Raw genomic sequence first — 16,115 nt, forward strand, 5'->3', positions numbered from 1 at the left:
GTGCCGGGCGGTCCGTGTCGTTCGGGACCTGGCACGATGTGGGGGTGACCGAAGCCGTGACCCCGCCGTCGCCTTACGACCCGCCGTCGCTCCCGCCCGAGAAGCCGGAGGCCGCCGCCGTGGCCGTCACCCCCGAGGACGTCCGGGACGGGGCCGCCGTCGCCCTGGCCGTCGGGGTGGCCGGAGTGCTGCTCGGACTGCTGTGGGTGTGGCTCGCGCCGCGCGTGCAGTACGTCTCCAACGGGGAGGCGGTCTTCCTGCGCAACACCGAGAGCGAGGCGCGGATCGGGTCCGACGGGACGTTCTTCCTGCTGTCGGCGGGGCTGGGCGTGCTGAGCGCGGCCGGCACCTTCCTGTGGCGCCGGGCCGGCGGTGTGCCGCTGGTGGTCGGGCTCGCGGTCGGATCGCTGTTCGCCGCGGTGGTGGGGTGGCGGTTCGGGCTGTGGCTGGGGCCGTCTACGGACCTGGCCGCGGCTGCTGCCGGGGCGGGCAAGGGGGTGCCGTTCGACGCGCCGCTGGAGTTGATGGCGCACGGGGCGCTGCTGGTCTGGCCGATGGCCGCCGTGCTGGTCCACCTGGCCCTCACGGCCCTGTGGACCCCCCGGGACCCTGACCCGGGTCCGCCGCCGGGCTGGACGGGCTACCACCACCCCCCGCAGCCCCCCGCCTGACCGGCCCCCGCCTCGAAGCCGGCCCGCGGCACGGCTCGGGGCTCCGCCCCGGACCCCGCGCCTCAAACGCCGGCGGGGCTGGGGGGCCTGCGCGTCCTTCTTGTACGCGCGTCACAGCTCGGGGCTCCGCCCCGGACCCCGCGCCTCAAACGCCGGCGGGGCTGAATGTGCCCGGCGTACGCCTTCGGGTGCGGGTGACGCCCCGTGGCAGCGGCGGTCGGCCCGAACCAGCCCCGCCGGCGTTTGAGGCGCGGGTGTGGGCCGGGCCCGCGGAGCTTGCGCTGCGGTGTGCCGGCCCGGGTTGTGGCGGAGCCTGGGCTGTCGGTCCCAGCCCACCGCCGGAGGCTACGGGCGGGCGATCGGGGCCACCGTGGCGTTGGTCAGGGTGGTCAGGTCCGTGGGGGAGAGCTCGACCTCCAGGCCCCGGCGGCCGGCCGAGCAGCAGATGGTCGCGTGCGCCGAAGCAGAGGCGTCGAGCACCGTGCGCAGGGGCCGCCGCTGGCCCAGCGGCGAGATGCCGCCCCGCACGTAGCCCGTGGTGCGTTCCGCCAGCACCGGGTCGGCCATCGCCGCCCGCTTCCCGCCCACCGCCGCCGCCAGCGCCTTCAGGTCCAGCGATCCCGACACCGGGACCACCGCCACCGTCAGGGCCCCGTCCACGTCCGCGACCAGGGTCTTGAAGACCTGGGCCGGCGAGACGCCGAGCGCCTGCGCCGCCTCCTCGCCGTACGAGGGATGCGCCGGGTCGTGCTCGTACGCGTGCGTCGTGAAGGCGACGCCCGCCGCCGTGAGGGCCGCGATCGCCGGGGTTCCGGCCGCCGCCTGCTTGGGTTTCTTCGCCATCGGTCCAGTCGGGTCGGGTCGGTTCAGTTCGGGCTGGTCGGGGCGCGGGTCAGGTCCACCGCCGGCAGCGAGGGCAGATGGCGGATCACCGCCGTCTCCGCGCGCAGCAGCTTCAGCTCCTCCGCCAGCCGCGTCGCCGTGTCCGGGGCCTGGAGCAGCCGCTGCTTCGCCGGGATGTCCAGGACCGCCGCCGCTGCCACCAGGTACGAGACCACCGACGGGTCGTCGGGGAGCTCCGCACCCGTCAGGGACCGCTCGCGGGCCCCCGCCAGCCGCTTCTGGTAGTTGCGGAACGCCCGCAGCACCCCCTCCGCCAGGGCGCCCGCCCCCTCGCCCGCGTCCTCCGGGAGCTCTTCCAGCTCCGCCGTGAGGAAGGGGCCCGAGGAGTCGACCGAGAGCAGCCGGACCCGCGCCGTGCCGGTGGCGAGGACCTCGAAGCTGCCGTCCTCCCGTTCGCGGATCGTCGCCGCGTCCGCGATGCAGCCCACCCGGTGGAAGGCCTGCACCGGGTCCGCGCCGAAGCCCGCGGCCGGGCCCCGCTCGGGAAGGGCCGTCTGGTCGGGCAGGCCGGGCGCGGTCGGCGCGACCTCGCGGCCGTCGCGGATGGCGACGACCGCGAAACGGCGCGGCTCGTCCTCGCTCGTCTTCAGCAGCTCGAGCATCATGGCGCGATAACGCTCCTCGAAGATGTTCAGCGGGAGGACGAGTCCCGGGAACAGCACCGAGTTCAGCGGGAAGAGGGGCAGGCGAACGGTGGTCACGAGGCACAGGGTAGTGGCCGCCGGGCCGGCGCCGTCACCCTCGCCTCAGCACGCGGGACGCGCCCGCCGCCACCGTCGTGGCCAGGATCCAGCCCAGGAGGATCAGCGCGGCCGCTCCCCACTGCCAGCCGCCGTCCACCTTCCACTGGGCCTGCTGGCCCAGGTCGATCACCGGGAGCAGCAGGTCCAGGGCGTACAGGGCGGCATCCCACTCGGGGTGCTCGTTCTCCTTGATCGGCGGCGGCCGGTGCTGGGAGAACAGCAGCGCGCCCGCCGCCCACAGCACCACCATCCACAGCGCGGCCCGGCCCGGGCGGTAGCCGTAGACCACCGTCCAGTCCTGGAGGTAGCCCCAGGCCCTGGCCGCCGGCGGCAGGGTCCCCCGGCGGCGCCGCTGCTTGGCCAGCAGCACCTCGCGGGCGTCCGCGTCCTCACCGCTGGTCCGCAGCACGGCCGCCAGGCGCTCGTACGGCTCCGGCGAGTACTCGGGGGTCGCCGCCTCCACCCACTCGAGCCGGCGCGACAGGGGGAAGTGGCCCCGCGGGGCGAGGGTCTCGTAGACGAAGCCCTCGATGGACACCCAGCCCGGGCCCGGCCAGCTGGTGGAGGTGTCGACGAGCTTGACCACCTTCGCCCCCGACACCACGACCCGCCCGCGCTCCGGCCGCTCGCCCACGAAGCGGAACTCGGGGGTCTGGATCCTGCGCAGGGATATCTCCTGCTCCTGCGTGAGCACGAAGCGGGCCCCGAAGAAGTCGATGGCGTCCCCGAAGCGGCCGTCGTCCAGCCGCATCCCGCCCCGGCACTCGAAGTGCTGCGCGCGCTGCCCCCGCGTCGGCGTCAGGCCCAGCCCGTACGGGGGAGTGGAGGAGTTCGAGCCGGGGACGTAGTCCAGCGCGATCGAGGTCAGGTAGAGGGTCCGCTCGACGGTCAGCTGCGGGGCGTTCAGCGCGTACTTCCCGTACGGATTGCGCAGGCGGGCGCCGCGCAGGTTCATCGACACGCCGACCGTCGCGCCGCGCAGGCTCACCTCCCCGTACGTCTCCAGCAGCTCGCCCTGGAAGTCCTGCGCCACCGACATCCCGTCGGCGGTGATCGCCCGGCCCTTGGTGTCCCGCTGCACCACCGCCTGGCTGATCAGCAGGTCGGTGCCTATCTGCGCGTCGGTCAGCCGGATGCCCCGGGCCACCCGGCAGCGCGGCATGTGCAGATCGCCCTCGGTGTGCAGGCGGGCCGCCTCCAGCCGGGGGATCGCGCAGTTGATCAGCCGCAGCGTGCCGAACCGGGTCTCGGACAGCTGGATCTCGCTGTCGAAGCGGCAGGACTGCAGTTCCACGTACGGGCCGACGGTGCCCCCGGACAGGTCGAGGCGCCCCGTGATCCGTACGCCCCGCAGCTTGAGCGAGGCCACCCGGCCCGGCACCGGAGCGGGCCCGTGCAGCAGGAGCAGGGCCACCACCTCGGCGCGGACACCGCGCTCGGGGCCCCAGACGTGCTCGGCGTGCGGATCGTCCCGGTCGGCGGCGCGGACACTGAGATCGCAGACGCTGCCCGTGCGGTACGCCTCCCACATGCGGCGCTCGGCGGCGGTGAGATCCGCCGGTTCCTCGCCCGCGCGCGCCTCGGTCATGGCGGCCCCCCTCCGCTGTCACCTGCATGCCCTGCAAGCGTCTGTGATCAAAGCTATCGGGGGCCTGTGACACCCGGGGTGTGTATCAGCCAGTGATACGGGCGAACGGTGGCGTGATGCGGTCTGAGAGAATTGGGGGGTGATCTCTCGTATCGACCTGCGCGGCAACGCCCTCCCCGAGGGCGGCGCCCTGCGCGATCTGCTGCCCCGTGCCGAGTTCGACGTGGAAGCCGCCCTGGAGAAGGTGCGGCCCATCTGCGAGGACGTCCATCATCGTGGCACGGCGGCGCTGATCGAGTACGCGCAGAAGTTCGACGGGGTCGAGCTCTCGCAGGTCCGGGTGCCCGCGGAGGCCGTCTCGGCCGCGCTGGAGCAGCTGGACCCGGCCGTCCGCGCCGCCCTCGAGGAGTCGATCCGGCGCGCCCGGATCGTGCACCGCAACCAGCGCCGCACCGAGCACACCACCCAGGTGGTCCCCGGCGGCACGGTGACCGAGAAATGGGTTCCGGTCGAGCGGGTGGGGCTGTACGCCCCGGGCGGCCGCTCGGTGTACCCGTCCTCCGTCGTCATGAACGTCGTACCGGCGCAGGAGGCGGGCGTCGAGTCGATCGCGCTCGCGTCCCCGCCGCAGAAACAGTTCGGCGGCCTGCCGCACCCCACGATCCTCGCCGCGTGCGCGCTGCTCGGCGTGGACGAGGTGTACGCGGCCGGCGGGGCCCAAGCCGTCGCGATGTTCGCGTACGGGACCGAAGAGTGCCTGCCTTCCAACATGGTGACCGGCCCCGGCAACATCTGGGTCGCCGCCGCCAAGCGCTACTTCACCGGCAAGATCGGCATCGACACCGAGGCCGGCCCCACCGAGATCGCGGTCCTCGCGGACTCCACGGCCGACCCGGTGCACGTGGCCGCCGACCTGATCAGCCAGGCCGAGCACGACCCGCTGGCCGCCGCCGTCCTCGTCACGGACTCCGCGGAGCTCGCGGAAGCCGTCGAGCGCGAGCTGGAGCCGCAGGTCGCCGCCTCGAAGCACATCCACGACCGGATCAAGCCGGCGCTCGCGGGCAAGCAGTCCGCGATCGTGCTGGTCGACAGCCTGGAGGACGGCCTCAAGGTCGTCGACGCGTACGGCGCCGAGCACCTGGAGATCCAGACGGCCGACGCGGCCGCCTGGGCCGCCCGCGTCCGCAACGCCGGCGCGATCTTCGTCGGCCCGTGGGCCCCCGTCTCCCTCGGCGACTACTGCGCCGGGTCGAACCACGTGCTGCCCACCGGCGGCTGCGCCTGCCACTCCTCCGGCCTGTCCGTGCAGTCCTTCCTGCGCGGCATCCACATCGTCGACTACACGCGGGACGCCCTCGCCGAGGTCACGCACCACGTGGTGACGCTGGCCGAGGCCGAGGACCTGCCCGCGCACGGCGCCGCCCTCAAGGCGCGTTTCGGATGGAAGGTGCCGACCGCATGACGGCGAACATCGCGATCGACGACCTCCCCATCCGGGACGAGCTGCGCGGCAAGACCCCGTACGGCGCCCCGCAGCTCGACGTGCCCGTCCAGCTGAACACCAACGAGAACCCGTACGAGCTGCCCGAGCCGCTCGTCCGGCGGATCGCCGAGCGCGTCGCCGACGCCGCCCGCACCCTCAACCGCTACCCCGACCGGGACGCGGTCGAGCTGCGCACCGAACTGGCCGCCTACCTCACCCGTACGGCCGGACACCCGGTCACGCGGGAGAACGTCTGGGCCGCCAACGGCTCCAACGAGGTCATCCAGCAGCTGCTGCAGACCTTCGGCGGGCCGGGGCGCACGGCGATCGGCTTCGAGCCCTCGTACTCGATGCACGCGCTGATCTCGCGCGGCACCGGCACCGGGTGGATCTCCGGCCCGCGCCGGGACGACTTCACCATCGACGTGGCGGCCGCCGAGCGGGCCATCGCCGAGCAGGCCCCGGACGTCGTCTTCATCACCTCTCCCAACAACCCCACGGGCACCGCGGTCGAGGCCGAGACGGTCCTCGCCCTCTACGCGGCCGCGCAGGCGGCCAAGCCCTCCCTGGTGGTGGTCGACGAGGCGTACGTGGAGTTCAGCCACCGCGACTCGCTGCTGCCCCTCATCGAGGGACGGCCGAACCTGGTGGTCTCCCGGACCATGTCCAAGGCCTTCGGCGCCGCCGGCCTGCGGCTGGGCTACCTGGCCGCGCACCCCGCGGTCGTCGACGCCGTCCAGCTGGTGCGCCTGCCGTACCACCTGTCGGCCGTCACCCAGGCGACCGCGCTGGCCGCCCTGGAGCACACCGACACCCTGCTCGGCTACGTCGAGCAGCTCAAGGCCGAGCGCGACCGCCTGGTCGACGAACTGCGGGCCATCGGCTACGAGGTCACCGAGTCCGACGCGAACTTCGTCCAGTTCGGCAGGTTCGAGGACTCGCACACCGCCTGGCAGAAGATCCTCGACCGGGGTGTCCTGGTCCGGGACAACGGCGTACCGGGCTGGCTGCGGGTCACCGCGGGCACGCCGGACGAGAACGACGCGTTCCTGGAAGCGGTTCGCGCACTGAAGAAGGAGCAGCACGCATGAGCCGCATCGGACGGGTCGAACGGACCACGAAGGAGACCTCCGTCGTCGTCGAGATAAACCTCGACGGCACCGGCCGGGTCGACGTGTCGACGGGTGTGGGCTTCTTCGACCACATGCTCGACCAGCTCGGCCGCCACGGCCTCTTCGACCTCACCGTCAAGACCGACGGCGACCTGCACATCGACACCCACCACACCATCGAGGACACCGCCCTCGCACTCGGCGCCGCCTTCAAGCAGGCCCTCGGCGACAAGGTGGGCATCTACCGCTTCGGCAACTGCACCGTGCCGCTCGACGAGTCCCTCGCCCAGGTGACCGTGGACCTGTCCGGCCGCCCCTACCTCGTGCACACCGAGCCCGAGAACATGGCGCCGATGATCGGCTCCTACGACACGACGATGACCCGGCACATCTTCGAGTCCTTCGTCGCGCAGGCCCAGATCGCCCTGCACATCCACGTCCCGTACGGCCGCAACGCCCACCACATCGTGGAGTGCCAGTTCAAGGCCCTCGCGCGAGCCCTGCGCTACGCCGCCGAGTTCGACCCGCGCGCGGCCGGCATCCTGCCCTCGACGAAGGGCGCCCTCTAGCGTGAACGGGCTCAACACGATCCTGATCGTCCTCGGCCTGTTCCTGGCCGGCGGCGTCTACTCGTTCCAGAAGCAGCAGATGCCCAAGTCGGTCGTCATCCTGCTCGCCATCGGCTCCGCGATGTGCCTCGCCGCCGGAGTCCTGCGAATCCAAGGAATCTGGGAATGAGCGCAGCACGCAAGTCCGTCGTGGTCTTCGACTACGGCTTCGGCAACGTCCGCTCCGCCGAGCGGGCCCTCGCCCGCGTCGGCGCGGACGTCGAGATCACCCGCGACTACGACAAGGCCATGGACGCCGACGGGCTGCTGGTCCCCGGCGTCGGCGCCTTCTCCGCCTGCATGCGGGGCCTCAAGGACGCCCGCGGCGACTGGATCGTCGGCCGCCGGCTGTCCGGCGGCCGCCCGGTCATGGGCATCTGCGTCGGCATGCAGATCCTCTTCGAGCGCGGCATCGAGCACGGCGTGGAGACCGAGGGCCTCGACGAGTGGCCCGGCACCGTCGGCCCGCTCAAGGCGCCGATCGTCCCCCACATGGGCTGGAACACCGTCGAGGCCCCGGCCGACAGCCAGGCCTTCGCGGGCCTGGACGCCGACGCCCGGTTCTACTTCGTGCACTCCTACGCGGTGCGCGAGTGGAGCCTGGAGGTCACCAACCCGGCGATCCGCGCCCCCCGCGTCACCTGGGCCACGCACGGCGAGCCCTTCGTCGCGGCGGTGGAGAACCGGGCCCTGTGGGCGACCCAGTTCCACCCCGAGAAGTCCGGCGACGCCGGCGCCCAGCTCCTCACCAACTGGATCGAGACCCTGTGATGACCGAGCCCGCAGCGAAGCTGGAACTCCTCCCCGCGGTCGACGTCCGCGACGGCCAGGCCGTCCGCCTCGTGCACGGGGTGTCCGGCAGCGAGACCTCCTACGGCTCCCCGCTCGAGGCCGCCCTTGCCTGGCAGCGCTCCGGCGCCGAGTGGCTGCACCTCGTCGACCTCGACGCCGCCTTCGGCACCGGTGACAACCGCGCCCTGGTCGCCGACATCACCCGGGCCATGGACATCAAGGTCGAGCTGTCCGGCGGCATCCGCGACGACGCCTCGCTCGCCGCGGCCCTCGCCACCGGCTGCACCCGCGTCAACCTCGGCACCGCCGCCCTGGAGACCCCCGAGTGGGCCGCCAAGGCCATCGCCGACCACGGCGACCGGATCGCGATCGGCCTCGACGTCCGCGGCACCACCCTGAAGGGACGCGGCTGGACCAGCGAGGGCGGGGACCTGTACGAGACGCTGGCCCGCCTCGACTCCGAGGGCTGCGCCCGGTACGTCGTCACCGACATCGGCAAGGACGGCACGCTGACCGGCCCCAACCTTGAGCTGCTGCGGAACGTCTGCGCCGCCACCGACCGGCCGGTCGTGGCCTCCGGCGGCATCTCCTGCCTGGACGACCTGCGGGCCCTGTCCGAGCTGGTCCCGCTGGGCGTCGAGGGCGCGATCGTCGGCAAGGCCCTGTACGCCAAGGCCTTCACCCTGGAAGAAGCCCTGAAGGTGGTCAACGCATGAGCTCCGACGCGATTCGCCGCATCTCCTCCGGCGGCCCCTACGAGGACGTCATCGCGTACTCCCGCGCCGTCCAGCTCCCGAACGGCCTGGTCCTCGTCTCCGGCTGCACCGCCGCGGACGCCGGCGGCCCCTACGACCAGGCGATCGCCGCCTTCGGCGTGGCCTTCAAGGCCCTCGCCCAGGCCGGGCTCGGCCCCGAGCACGTGGTGCGCACCCGCATGTACCTCACGCACGCCCGTGACGTGGACGAGGTGGGCCGCGCCCACAAGGAGCTGTTCGACGCCGTCCGCCCCGCCGCGACGATGCTCATCGTCTCCGGCTTCGTCGACCCGGGCATGGTCGTCGAGGTGGAGGTCGAGGCGTACGGCCCGGTGCAGGAGGCCTCCGCATGACCCTCTCCGTACGGGTGATCCCCTGCCTGGACGTGGACAACGGCCGGGTGGTCAAGGGCGTCAACTTCCAGAACCTGCGCGACGCCGGCGACCCGGTGGAGATGGCCAGGCTCTATGACGCCGAGGGCGCCGACGAGCTGACCTTCCTCGACATCACCGCGTCCTCCGGCAACCGCGAGACCACGTACGACGTGGTGCGGCGCACCGCCGAGCAGGTCTTCATCCCGCTCACGGTCGGCGGCGGCGTCCGCACGGCGGACGACGTCGACAAGCTCCTGCGCGCCGGTGCGGACAAGGTGGGCGTGAACACCGCGGCCATCGCCCGCCCCGAGCTCATCCAGGAGATCGCGGAGCGCTTCGGCCGCCAGGTGCTCGTCCTGTCGGTGGACGCCCGCCGCACCGCCTCGGGCTCCTTCGAGGTCACCACCCACGGCGGCCGTCGGGGTACCGGCATGGACGCCGTCGAGTGGGCCCACCGGGCGGCCGAACTGGGCGCCGGCGAGATCTTGTTGAACTCGATGGACGCCGACGGCACCAAGGACGGCTACGACACCGAGATGATCACGGCCGTGCGCCGGCACGTGACGGTCCCGGTGATCGCCTCGGGCGGCGCGGGCAAGCTGGAGCACTTCCCGCCCGCCATCGCGGCGGGCGCCGACGCGGTCCTCGCCGCCTCCGTGTTCCACTTCGGCGACCTGCGGATCTCCGAGGTCAAGGCCACCCTGCGCGAGGCGGGCCACCCGGTGCGCTGAGACCGGCCGGTTGCGCCGCGGGGCTTTCTCAAGATGACGGAAGTCTTTTCTCGAGAAAGCCCTGCGGCGAACTGGAGTTGACCCCTAGCCTGGCTCACATCGGCAACGGTGCCGAGGAGACGGGTGGGGACCATGGCCAAGCCGAACACCGATGAGATCGACCTCTCCGCAGGGATGTTCATCCGCTGCCTGCCGGTCGACGACTGGACCACGCACATCCAGGTCCCCTTCAAGCACCTGAAGGTGATCACCCACGACCCGGTCGTGCTCCAGTCGGGAAACGCCAAACAGCGGCCCACCGACGTCACGGACGAGGACATCGAGCTGCACTCGCTGGTGCAGCGGGGTCTGGAGCTGGGGAAGAAGACCAACATCCCCAAGTACGCCGCCTACATCCAGCGCCACGTGACCCGCGAGCGCGCCGCCGTGCTGCCCCCCATCCACCTGTGGACCGAACACCCCCTGTCCATCGTGCAGTCCACGCACCAGGGCGCCCTGCAGAACTTCCTCTGCGTCCCCCACGGCCTGAAGCTGATCGCCATCGACGGTGAGACCCAGCTGGCCAGCCACTACCACCTGGAGCGCTCCCTCGTCGGCAGGGACGAGGAGCGCAAGCAGCACGCCGACGCCTACCTGAGCGCGGTGGTGCACGACAACAGGACTCCGCTGGAGGCCCGCCAGTTCTTCTACGACCTCAACGTGCTGGGGGTCAGGGTGAACTCGGCCATCGCCCTCAGCATGGACACGGCCGACCCGCTGATGGAGGTGGTGGGCCGCCTCTCGGAGGAGATCCCGTTCTTCCGGGGAAAGGTCGAGAGGATCTCCCGCCAGATCAAGAAGAACAGCCCCAAGGTGGTCAAACTCCAGGACCTGCGGCAGTTCGTGGTCAACATGGTCCACGGCATCGCCGGCGTCCAGTACGGCACCAAGCCCGCCCCCGTCGACCACGTCGACCTGGCCGACCTCGAATCCGCCGCACGCGACTGGCTGTCGGCCTACTCCGAGGCCTTCGCGGAGGAGATCGCCGACCGCGAGCAGTGCGTCGCCGCGATGGGCAGCGTGCTGGCCGCCGTCGGGGCGATGGGCCGCGGGATCCTGGAGGCCTCCGCCGAGGACCGGGCGGACCGGCTCGAAGAGCTGCTCGACAGCCTCAGGAAGGTGGACTGGCGCAAGGGCGACCACTGGCTGGGCACGGTCCTGACCAAGACCCCGCAGGGCAAGTACACGATCAACGGGCCCAAGCAGTCCGCCTACGCCGTCTTCGGCGCCCTGAGCGACCCCGAGAGCCCCGCCTACGCGGTCGTCCGCGGCGAGCCGGCCTCACCGGCGCTCTGAGCCGCCCCCGGGCACCACGACGCACACGAAAAAACGGCCCCGTCGCCGGGGCCGTTCCTGTCGGCGTGACCGCCGAACTCGTATGAAGCCACCGTAACAGGCGGGCCGTCCCCGCCGGGAGAACCTGTGAGCAGCGTCATCGCCTACGTCGACGGGCCCAACCTCGACTACTCCATCCGAGCCGTCTTCGGCCACCGCTACCTGTGGCTGGACCTCGCGGCACTGGTGGAGCGGCTGCGGCCCGACGACACCCTCGAGCGCGTCCAGTACTGCACCACCCTGGTCGTGAAGGACCCCGCGGCACTCGCGGACCAGAAGACGCACCTGGACGCCCTCGCCGCGCACCGCCCCCGGGACGTCCGCACCGAGCTCGGGCACTACACCGTCCAGAAGCCGCGCTGCGCCTCGTGCCGACAGGGTTACCGGTGCGGCTGCGCGCCGCCCCGCCGGTTCCGCCGGTTCGAGGAGAAGCGGACCGACGTGGCCATCGGATCCCGCCTCGTCGAGGACAGCGCGCGGGGGGCCTCGGACGTCGCGCTGATCGTGTCCGCGGACTCCGACCTCGTGCCCGCGGTCGAGGCCGCCCGGCGTCTGGACCCGCTGCGCAGGATCTACCTGGCGCTGCCGCCGGGCTACGCGAAGCCGAGCCCGCACTTCCACTCGGTCGGCGCCTTCACCATCAACGAGGCGGCCCTGCGCAACAGCCAGCTGCCCGAGACCGTCACCGAGGCCGCCACGGGAGCCGTGTACAGCCGTCCCGCCGCGTGGAAGTGAGACCGTCCGGCTAGATGCCCAACGTGGCCGTCGTCAGTTTGGCGACGGCCTCCTTCTCGCCGTCCAGGGTGACCGCGGCGGCGTCCTGGCGGCCGAAGCAGAACAGGGTCAGCTCGCCCGGCTCGCCCGTCACGGTGACCACCGGGGCGCCCTTGTGCGCCACCGCCGTCTGGCCGTTCGGGCGGCGCAGGACCAGGCCCACCGGCGAGCGGCGGCCCGTCAGGCGGGCCAGCTTCTCCAGCCGGGACCACAGGGAGGCCGAGAACACCGGGTCCAGCTCCCGCGGGGACCAGTCCGGCTGGGCCCGCCGGACGTCCTCCGCGTGCACGAAGAACTCCACCGCGTTCGCCGCCTCGTCGATCTGCTTCAGCGCGTACAGCGACATCTTCGGCGGGCCGGTGCGGATCAGCTGGATGAGCTCCTCGTACGGCTTGGCCGTGTACTCGGCCATCACCGCGTCCAGGCGGCTCTTCAGCACGTTCAGCAGCAGGCCGCCCGCCGCGTCCGGGCGGCGCTCGCGCACCACCACGTGCGCCGCCAGTTCCCGGCAGGTCCAGCCGTCGCACAGCGTCGGCGCCTCCGGCCCGGCCGCCTCCAACAGGTCGGCCAGCAGCAGTCGTTCGCGCTTCGCATGGGTAGACATGCGGGCCAGCCTACGGCCGGAACGCGGCGCGCGCCCGCCCATCAGGCGGACGGGGGCCCGTGCCGGGCGCCGCGGCCCGGCACAATGGCCCCATGAGTACGTCCCCCCGCCCCGGCAGCCTCGATCCCGCCGTCGCCGCACGCCTCAAGCGCTCCGCCGACGGCCTGGTCCCCGCCATCGCCCAGCAGTACGACACCGGTGAGGTGCTCATGCTCGGATGGATGGACGACGAGGCCCTGCACCGCACCCTGACGACCGGCCGCTGCACCTACTGGTCCCGCAGCCGCCAGGAGTACTGGGTGAAGGGGGACACCTCCGGCCACTTCCAGCACGTGAAGTCCGTCGCCCTCGACTGCGACGCCGACACCGTGCTCGTCAAGGTCGACCAGGTCGGCGCCGCCTGCCACACCGGCGCCCGCACCTGCTTCGACGACGATGTCCTGCTCCGCGACGCCGACTAGGTAGGCCCCACGCACATGGATCTCGATACGTTCCGCAAGCTCGCGGCCGACCGCCGCGTCATCCCCGTGAGCCGCAGGCTGCTGGCCGACGGGGACACCCCCGTCGGGCTCTACCGCAAGCTGGCCGCCGAACGCCCCGGCACCTTCCTCCTGGAGTCCGCCGAGAACGGCCGCTCCTGGTCCCGGTACTCCTTCGTCGGCGTGCGCAGCGCCGCGACCCTGACCGTCCGGGACGGCCAGGCGCACTGGATGGGCACCCCGCCCGTCGGCGTACCCACCACCGGCGACCCGCTGGAGGCGCTCCGTGCCACCGTCGAGGCCCTGCACACCCCCCGCGACCTCGCGGGCTGGGGGTCCCCCCGGCCGAAGGCCGGGGGAATGCCGCCCTTCACCGGCGGCATGGTCGGCTACCTCGGCTACGACGTCGTGCGCCGCCTCGAGCGCATCGGCGAGCACACGGCCGACGACCTGCGGCTCCCCGAGCTGACCATGCTGCTCACCTCCGACCTGGCGGTCATGGACCACTGGGACGGCACCGTCCTGCTCATCGCCAACGCGATCAACCACAACGACCTCGACACCGGGGTGGACGAGGCCTACGCCGACGCCGTGGCGCGCCTCGACGCCATGGAGGCGGACCTCGCCCGCCCCGCCCCCTACACCCCGACCCCGCTGCCCGCCTCCGAGCTGCCGCAGTTCTCCGCGCTGTGGGGCGGCGAGACGTACCAGGCGGCCGTCGAGGACATCAAGGAGCGCATCCGGGCCGGCGAGGCCTTCCAGGTGGTGCCCTCACAGCGGTTCGAGACCCCCTGCGCGGCCTCCGCCCTGGACGTCTACCGGGTGCTGCGGGCCACCAACCCCTCCCCGTACATGTACCTCTTCCGCTTCGAGAACGGCTTCGACGTGGTCGGGTCCAGCCCCGAGGCGCTGGTCAAGGTCGAGGACGGGCGAGCCATGGTCCACCCCATCGCCGGCACCCGGCACCGCGGCGCCACCCCGCAGGAGGACCACGACCTCGCCGAGGAGCTGCTCGCCGACCCCAAGGAGCGCGCCGAGCACCTGATGCTCGTCGACCTGGGCCGCAACGACCTGGGCCGGGTCTGCGAGCCGGGCTCCGTCGAGGTCGTCGACTTCATGAGCATCGAGCGGTACTCGCACGTCATGCACATCGTGTCCACCGTCACCGGGCGGGTCGCCGAGGGCAGGACCGCCTTCGACGTGCTCACCGCCTGCTTCCCGGCGGGCACCCTCTCCGGGGCGCCCAAGCCCCGCGCCATGCAGATCATCGAGGAGCTGGAGCCCACCCGCCGCGGCCTGTACGGCGGCTGCGTGGGCTACCTGGACTTCGCCGGCGACTCCGACACGGCCATCGCCATCCGCACCGCGCTGCTGCGCGACGGGACGGCGTACGTGCAGGCGGGCGCCGGGGTCGTGGCCGACTCGGTGCCCGAGCTGGAGGACGACGAGTGCCGCAACAAGGCGGCCGCGGTGCTGCGCGCGGTGGGAGCGGCGAACCGCCTCCACGGCTCCTGAGGGCGTAGGGGATAGTGGGGTACGTGAGTGCCGTACCCCCGCCCCCGCCCCCCGTCGACGACGCAGCCGAGGCCCCCGAGAGCAGGAGCAGCCGCCGCAGCGTGGCCGTCGCCCTGCTGCTCGGCACGCTCGGCTCCACCGTCGTCCTGCTCGCCTCCGGCCGGGTCTGGGCCCGGGGCACCACCGCCCTCGGCGCGGACTCCCTCGAGCTGACCGCCGACGGGACGGCCGTCACCGGCCTGCCCGCGCCCCTGGCCATCGTCGGCCTCGCCGCCCTGGTCGCCGTCTTCGCCGTGCGCGGCAAGAGCCGGCTGCTGGTGTCGGGGCTGCTGGCGCTCAGCGGCCTGGGCGCCGCCCTGGCGGCGATCCTCGCCGCCGACGGCCGGCGCGCCCTGGACGCGGAGGCCGCCCGTACGACCGCGGACACCGCCGCCCAGGTGGCGGGGCTGACCCAGACGGCGTGGCCCTACGTCACGGCCGCCGGGGCGGCCCTGATCCTGGCCGCCGGACTGCTGGCCCTGCGCTTCGGCCGGGGCTGGCCCGCCATGGGCGGCCGCTACGAGCGCGACGGCGCCCCCCGCGGGCGCAAGCAGCCCGTGGTGGATCCGGACCGGCCCGAGGATCTGTGGAAGGCTCTGGACCGCGGCGAGGACCCGACCAACTGACGGACCCCCGTGGACGGCGGCCCCGCCCGGTGCGGGACAATGGGCACCGAGCGTTCGACGCACACCGTGACACACCGCGCGCTCGACAGAGCACCGCGACAGAGCAACGAGGAGCAACTCATGGCGGGCACAGACCACGGACACACCCCGGCCGCCTGGACCGGTGTCATCATCGCCTTCATCGGCTTCTGCATCTCCGGCGCCTTCATGGTGCTCGCGAACCCGCTCGGCTTCTGGGCCGGCCTGGTCGTGGTCGTGATCGGCGGTGTGGTCGGCATGGCGATGAAGGCGGCGGGCATGGGCGCGCCGAAGGCAGCCCACAAGGACCTCGCCGAGGTCATCGCGGCCTCCAAGGTCCCCGCCAAGGTCTGAGCGCGGTACCGAGGATCCGAAAGGCGCGGCCCCGTCGGGCTGCGCCTTTTGTCATGACCGGTAAGAATCAGCGGGTGGACGCCTTTCGCACCCCCGACGCCCCGCCGCCGCAGGCCGAGCCCGCCCCGCCGGCGACCCGGGCCCGGCGCCTGCGCGCACCCGCGCTCACCCTGGCCGCGGCCGTCGCGGCGTTTGCGTACGTAGGCACCGTGAATCCGAACGAACCGGGCCATTACCCGGTCTGCCCGCTGCTGCGGCTGACCGGGATCCTGTGCCCCGGCTGCGGCGGGCTGCGCAGCGCGCACGCGTTCGCCCATGGCGATCTGATCACGGCTTTCGGGGCAAATGCCCTGGCCGTCACGGGGTACTTCGTCTTCGCGGGGTTCATGCTCCTGTGGCTGATCCGCGCCGTTCGCGGCGGGCCGGTGCCCCGGCTCGCCTTGCGGCCGCTGTACTGGTGGGGTATCGGCGGGGCCGCCCTGGTCTTCGCCGTTGTCCGAAATCTTTCTTTCGGTTCTGCGCTGGCCCCCTGAGGCCCTTACGGGGCCTGGATGAAGCCCCGATTCCGAATG

The 16,115-nt window shown here is 72.6% G+C and carries 20 protein-coding genes; 16 read left to right on the forward strand and 4 right to left on the reverse strand.

Annotated features, from left to right (window positions below):
• Positions 1-44 precede the first annotated feature (44 nt).
• Positions 45-671 (forward strand): hypothetical protein, encoded by a 627-nt coding sequence (locus tag AB0D66_RS11145; RefSeq protein ID WP_362300061.1) that lies wholly within the window; start codon positions 45-47, stop codon positions 669-671.
• 345 nt (positions 672-1,016) lie between these two features.
• Here AB0D66_RS11145 and ybaK read toward each other — a convergent pair whose 3' ends face one another.
• From ybaK to AB0D66_RS11160, 3 genes are read right to left on the reverse strand one after another with little or no spacing between them, the layout of a single operon-like run.
• Complete coding sequence (ybaK, locus tag AB0D66_RS11150) at positions 1,017-1,514, reverse strand: Cys-tRNA(Pro) deacylase (protein WP_362300064.1); 498 nt, start codon at positions 1,512-1,514, stop codon at positions 1,017-1,019.
• Positions 1,515-1,537: 23 nt separating this feature from the next.
• Positions 1,538-2,275, reverse strand: a complete 738-nt coding sequence (locus AB0D66_RS11155; RefSeq protein ID WP_362300067.1) for an LON peptidase substrate-binding domain-containing protein — start codon at positions 2,273-2,275, stop codon at positions 1,538-1,540.
• Between the two features lie 34 nt (positions 2,276-2,309).
• Positions 2,310-3,905, reverse strand: a complete 1,596-nt coding sequence (locus AB0D66_RS11160; protein WP_362300070.1) for an oxidoreductase — start codon at positions 3,903-3,905, stop codon at positions 2,310-2,312.
• A gap of 139 nt (positions 3,906-4,044) precedes the next feature.
• Here AB0D66_RS11160 and hisD point away from each other — a divergent pair, with 139 nt between their 5' ends.
• The 10 genes from hisD to AB0D66_RS11210 all read left to right on the forward strand — a co-directional run bounded on the left by hisD (position 4,045) and on the right by AB0D66_RS11210 (position 11,869).
• The gene (hisD, locus tag AB0D66_RS11165) at positions 4,045-5,367 is read left to right on the forward strand and encodes a histidinol dehydrogenase (protein ID WP_362300073.1); all 1,323 of its coding nucleotides are present in this window, start codon (positions 4,045-4,047) and stop codon (positions 5,365-5,367) included.
• The gene (locus tag AB0D66_RS11170) at positions 5,364-6,479 is read left to right on the forward strand and encodes a histidinol-phosphate transaminase (protein WP_362300075.1); all 1,116 of its coding nucleotides are present in this window, start codon (positions 5,364-5,366) and stop codon (positions 6,477-6,479) included. Before hisD ends, AB0D66_RS11170 begins: the two co-directional genes overlap by 4 nt.
• Complete coding sequence (gene hisB, locus AB0D66_RS11175; protein WP_361751629.1) at positions 6,476-7,069, forward strand: imidazoleglycerol-phosphate dehydratase HisB; 594 nt, start codon at positions 6,476-6,478, stop codon at positions 7,067-7,069. Before AB0D66_RS11170 ends, hisB begins: the two co-directional genes overlap by 4 nt.
• Before the next feature lies 1 nt (position 7,070).
• Entirely contained in the window at positions 7,071-7,238 is a 168-nt protein-coding gene (locus AB0D66_RS11180; RefSeq protein ID WP_031148344.1) for a hypothetical protein, read from the forward strand.
• Entirely contained in the window at positions 7,235-7,879 is a 645-nt protein-coding gene (gene hisH, locus AB0D66_RS11185) for an imidazole glycerol phosphate synthase subunit HisH (RefSeq protein ID WP_362300079.1), read from the forward strand. The genes AB0D66_RS11180 and hisH overlap by 4 nt, the downstream gene beginning before the upstream one ends.
• Entirely contained in the window at positions 7,879-8,616 is a 738-nt protein-coding gene (gene priA, locus AB0D66_RS11190) for a bifunctional 1-(5-phosphoribosyl)-5-((5-phosphoribosylamino)methylideneamino)imidazole-4-carboxamide isomerase/phosphoribosylanthranilate isomerase PriA (RefSeq protein WP_362300082.1), read from the forward strand. The genes hisH and priA overlap by 1 nt, the downstream gene beginning before the upstream one ends.
• Positions 8,613-9,008, forward strand: coding sequence for a RidA family protein (locus AB0D66_RS11195; protein ID WP_362300085.1), 396 nt, complete (start codon positions 8,613-8,615; stop codon positions 9,006-9,008). Before priA ends, AB0D66_RS11195 begins: the two co-directional genes overlap by 4 nt.
• Positions 9,005-9,760, forward strand: coding sequence for an imidazole glycerol phosphate synthase subunit HisF (gene hisF / locus AB0D66_RS11200; RefSeq protein WP_362300088.1), 756 nt, complete (start codon positions 9,005-9,007; stop codon positions 9,758-9,760). Before AB0D66_RS11195 ends, hisF begins: the two co-directional genes overlap by 4 nt.
• Before the next feature lie 132 nt (positions 9,761-9,892).
• A complete protein-coding gene (locus AB0D66_RS11205; RefSeq protein ID WP_362300091.1) occupies positions 9,893-11,095 on the forward strand; it encodes a DNA sulfur modification protein DndB in 1,203 nt (400 codons plus the stop codon).
• A 126-nt stretch (positions 11,096-11,221) separates the two neighbouring features.
• On the forward strand, positions 11,222-11,869 hold the full coding sequence (locus AB0D66_RS11210) for an NYN domain-containing protein (protein WP_362300094.1): 648 nt from the start codon (positions 11,222-11,224) through the stop codon (positions 11,867-11,869).
• Positions 11,870-11,879: 10 nt separating this feature from the next.
• Here the strand turns inward: AB0D66_RS11210 and AB0D66_RS11215 are convergent, their stop codons facing one another.
• Positions 11,880-12,512 (reverse strand): TIGR03085 family metal-binding protein, encoded by a 633-nt coding sequence (locus AB0D66_RS11215; RefSeq protein WP_362300097.1) that lies wholly within the window; start codon positions 12,510-12,512, stop codon positions 11,880-11,882.
• A gap of 92 nt (positions 12,513-12,604) precedes the next feature.
• Here AB0D66_RS11215 and hisI point away from each other — a divergent pair, with 92 nt between their 5' ends.
• The 5 genes from hisI to AB0D66_RS11240 all read left to right on the forward strand — a co-directional run bounded on the left by hisI (position 12,605) and on the right by AB0D66_RS11240 (position 16,076).
• Positions 12,605-12,973, forward strand: a complete 369-nt coding sequence (hisI, locus tag AB0D66_RS11220) for a phosphoribosyl-AMP cyclohydrolase (protein WP_069923776.1) — start codon at positions 12,605-12,607, stop codon at positions 12,971-12,973.
• A 15-nt stretch (positions 12,974-12,988) separates the two neighbouring features.
• Positions 12,989-14,506 carry an anthranilate synthase component I gene (locus tag AB0D66_RS11225; RefSeq protein ID WP_362300100.1) on the forward strand — a complete coding sequence of 506 codons (1,518 nt, stop codon included), beginning with the start codon at positions 12,989-12,991 and terminating at the stop codon, positions 14,504-14,506.
• 14 nt (positions 14,507-14,520) lie between these two features.
• Entirely contained in the window at positions 14,521-15,171 is a 651-nt protein-coding gene (locus AB0D66_RS11230; protein ID WP_362300103.1) for a TIGR02234 family membrane protein, read from the forward strand.
• Positions 15,172-15,291: 120 nt separating this feature from the next.
• Positions 15,292-15,543, forward strand: coding sequence for an HGxxPAAW family protein (locus AB0D66_RS11235; RefSeq protein WP_362300106.1), 252 nt, complete (start codon positions 15,292-15,294; stop codon positions 15,541-15,543).
• A gap of 53 nt (positions 15,544-15,596) precedes the next feature.
• A complete protein-coding gene (locus AB0D66_RS11240) occupies positions 15,597-16,076 on the forward strand; it encodes a DUF2752 domain-containing protein (protein ID WP_362300109.1) in 480 nt (159 codons plus the stop codon).
• Positions 16,077-16,115: the final 39 nt, after the last annotated feature.

The sequence above is a fragment of the Streptomyces sp. NPDC048270 genome, from assembly GCF_040652335.1.
GTDB lineage: Bacteria > Actinomycetota > Actinomycetes > Streptomycetales > Streptomycetaceae > Streptomyces.